The sequence below is a fragment of the Methanobrevibacter thaueri genome (assembly GCF_015062905.1).
Lineage (GTDB): Archaea > Methanobacteriota > Methanobacteria > Methanobacteriales > Methanobacteriaceae > Methanocatella > Methanocatella thaueri_A.
The window spans coordinates 1-3528 of record NZ_SUTK01000091.1; the positions used below are offsets into that span (position 1 = coordinate 1).

The following is a 3528-nucleotide window of genomic DNA, read 5'->3' on the forward strand; positions in this document are numbered from 1 at the left end:
TGTCGGCAGGCAATATTACGCTGATTGATGTGCGTCTTTGCAGACTCTTGGATTTTACATCCCCTCTAAACAATACCATGGTTATTCCCCTTAATTTTCCAAGTCAGTTATAAATAAAGCGCGCTTGTCCTCTTCTAATCCAAATCCACAATATTCATAGAATTTGACGTTTTCAGTTAAGCAAATAACAACAATCCGTAAATAATCCTTATAATAATCTGTAACTCTTTTAACAAGCTGTTTTCCAATTCCCTTCAATTGATAATCAGGCTTTACGAGCAGGTAATGAATATATGCGTTCATTATTCCATCATCCATTACGCAAATCAATCCCACCAGATCTTCACCGTCCCATGCGGAATAGACAGTGTCAAAGTTTTTCATTGCTATGACAAGTTTTTCCGGATATTCCCCGGAAGACCAATCCACAGACAAAAACAAGTCCTTAAGTTCCTTTTTGCTAAATTTATGTGTATTTTTATATGTTATATCAGGTCTAATCTAAATCACCCTATATTCTGTCCATTTATTTGAGAAATATCTATAAATATAAATTCCCGCTCTCACATACCAGTCGATGAACATTGCTATCCATGTTCCAAATACGCCAATTCCCATCCAATCGGCAATTACGTATGAGAGAGCTATCCTGCATGTGAACATTACAATCAGACTAATGTACATTACTGATTTTGAATCTCCTGCTCCCCTAAATGTTGCAGGCAACGTAAATGATAAAGGCCAAATTATGATTGCAAAAATTCCATGCCAAATCACCATCTCGCTTGCCATAGCAGCGGTTTGAGGAGATAAGTTGTAAATGCTCAAAATTAAAGGCAATCCCACAAAGATGATTGCATTTATAATAATATGTGAAATAACTACTATTATTAAAATCTTTTTATTATAATACCTCGCCTGCTCATAATCATTGGCTCCAACACAGTTTGATATTACTGCAGTCAAACCCAAATTAATCGCAAAACCTGGCAATACTGAAAATATCCCTATTGCATAACCTACTGAGTTAGCTGCTATCGCCATTGTTCCGAATGTTGAAACAAGGCTTAAAACCAAAACCCTTCCCAATTGGAACAAACCATTTTCCACACCGTAGGGAATGCCTACCTGCAGTACTTTCCTAAGAAGAACAAAATCAAACTTATGCTTTAAAGTCCTTTTAATATGAAGCTTATAATCCTCATCAACAACAAAATGCAATATCAAAATCGCCGCAAGCACCCTTGCGATTACCGTTGGAATAGCCACGCCTCGAACGTCCCAACCCAAATAGTAAATACAAATCGCATTGCCTATTACATTCAGGACATCACAAACCAATAGAATCTGCATTGGTGTTCTTGCATTGTTGGTTGTTCTGAAAATAGCTGACCCTGCATTATAAATGGCTAAAAATGGAATTGACAATGCCATGAAGTACAAGTATATATCTGCAGTCGCCCAAACATCCGCCTCGATTTGACCGAACAGGATTCCAATCAGGAAGTGCCTTAACAGAACTACCAATATCATTAAAACCGTTGATAGGATAGTTGAAAACCAAACAAGCTGGGTTGCAGAATTTCGTGCCTTGTCAATCTGTTTGTCGCCTAAATATTGTCCGGCTACAACAGCACCACCAGTTGCAAGGGCTGAAAATGAAAAAATAAGAAGTTGAACTAAAAAGTCAACTAGAGAAACTCCTGAAATTGCCGCTTCACCCAATGATGCAACCATTACCGAATCGGCAAATCCTACAAAGAATTCAAGCCCATATTCTATTAAAAGTGGAATGAATAGAGCAAGTAATGCCCTATTTGAATATAAGTATCCTTCAGGAGTTTTAAATATGTTCATAAGTTATCTTATAAAGTTTGTGCGAGGTTTTTCTTCTTCGGTTATGGTTAAACCTTTCTCTTCACCAGCTTTCATGCATTCCAGGAAAAATGCCATGTTATGGGCCAATTGTCTCATGGTGCCCAAACCTTCCTCGTCTTGCATTACCTCTTCTGGAGTGTTTCCATGCACCATATTCCAATAGAATGAGGAAATTATAGGCATTTGGCTGATTCCCAAATACTTGATTAATTGATCATAAGTTGCAGTTGTACCACCACGTCTTGCAGAGCAAACCACAGCTCCAGGCTTATGCTTAAACGCTTCGCCATTGGCCCCATGGGAGTTTGAGTAAAATGCACGGTCCAAAAATGATGTCATTGAACCGTTTGCACTGGCATAATAAACAGGTGAGCCGAATACGAAAGCGTCTGCATCATATGCCTTTTTAACGAATTCGTTTACAACATCATTGTCAAATGTGCATTGTCCTTTCTCACCGCATTTCATGCATGCAATACAACCGATTATAGGTTTTGTTTTAATCCAGAATATTTCTGTTTCAATGTCATGGGTTTCCAAAGTTTTTGCAACTTCTGTAAGTGCAGTAAATGTGCAGCCATTCTTATTCGGGCTTCCGTTAACAAGTAATACTTTCATTTTAATAATCTCCATCAATTAATCTTTGAACTAATAAATGTCCTTTTTTGAATTCCAATGAACCTTTTTTCACGCCTTCCTCATCAAAGGATTCACATTCATCCCCTTCGCGTTCGGAATCAAAAATGATTATTGGCACATTGTCACGGGTGTGAGTTCCAACGCTGATTGGTGTTGGGTGGTCCGGCAATATTGCTCCCCTGTATGGTGAGCCTTCCAGACTTTCAATGATAGGGCCAACAATGAATTCATCAATCCTTTCGATAGCTTTTACCTTTTCAGCAGTATTTTGAGCATGACCTGCTTCATCAGGAGCTTCAATATGAATCAGCAATAAGTCAGTTTCCTTTAAGGCTTCAATACCGTATTCACCTTTCTGCTTATAGTCAGTGTCGAAATATCCTGTTGCTCCCGGAACATCAATAATGTTCATTCCGGCGAAGTTTCCGATACCTTTAAGAAGGTCCACACCAGTAATTACTGAAGCGGTAATTCCATAGGTCTCTTCAAAGTTAGGCAAGCTTGGAGTTACTCCTTGTCCCCATAGCCATACCATATTAGCAGGTATTTCTCTTTTCTGATTGACCTCATGGTCTTTTAAGTATTCTCTTGCTTCGAACATTATGTTTTGGATCTCTTCAGCCAACTCACATTCTCCAAACATGTTATCTACAAGATTTTCGCCGACAATGTCATGAGGAGGCATTGTCTTGATGCTTGAAAGAATTTCTGCATCTTCTATACTGTCGCAGGAATAAATGAATAAGTGCCTGTAGCTAACACCAGTGTAGAATTTGCCCTTAAAGTCAGGATATTTTTCTGTAAAATACTCGTTCAGACCTTTCATCAGTACGTCCGCCTCTTCGGTGGAAATGTGGCCTGCATTAAAGTCATCCATTGCATCATTTTCGCTGAATATTGTATTGCATCTGAATATAACATCTTCAGGTTTTGTTGGAATGCCTTCACTGCCTGCTTCTAAAGGTCCACGTCCAGTATAGTAGTCAGCAGGATTGAATCCGAAAATGCTCA

At 38.7% G+C, this 3528-nt stretch carries 4 protein-coding genes; all 4 read right to left on the reverse strand.

Annotated elements, in window-relative coordinates:
- Positions 1–90 precede the first annotated feature (90 nt).
- Complete coding sequence (locus tag E7Z79_RS09515; protein ID WP_303739703.1) at positions 91–429, reverse strand: GNAT family N-acetyltransferase; 339 nt, start codon at positions 427–429, stop codon at positions 91–93.
- A gap of 72 nt (positions 430–501) precedes the next feature.
- Positions 502–1857 (reverse strand): MATE family efflux transporter, encoded by a 1356-nt coding sequence (locus tag E7Z79_RS09520; protein ID WP_303739700.1) that lies wholly within the window; start codon positions 1855–1857, stop codon positions 502–504.
- A gap of 3 nt (positions 1858–1860) precedes the next feature.
- Entirely contained in the window at positions 1861–2496 is a 636-nt protein-coding gene (locus E7Z79_RS09525) for a flavodoxin family protein (protein WP_303739701.1), read from the reverse strand.
- A gap of 1 nt (position 2497) precedes the next feature.
- On the reverse strand, positions 2498–3528 hold a 1031-nt coding region (gene apgM / locus E7Z79_RS09530; RefSeq protein ID WP_303739702.1), incomplete at its 5' end, for a 2,3-bisphosphoglycerate-independent phosphoglycerate mutase.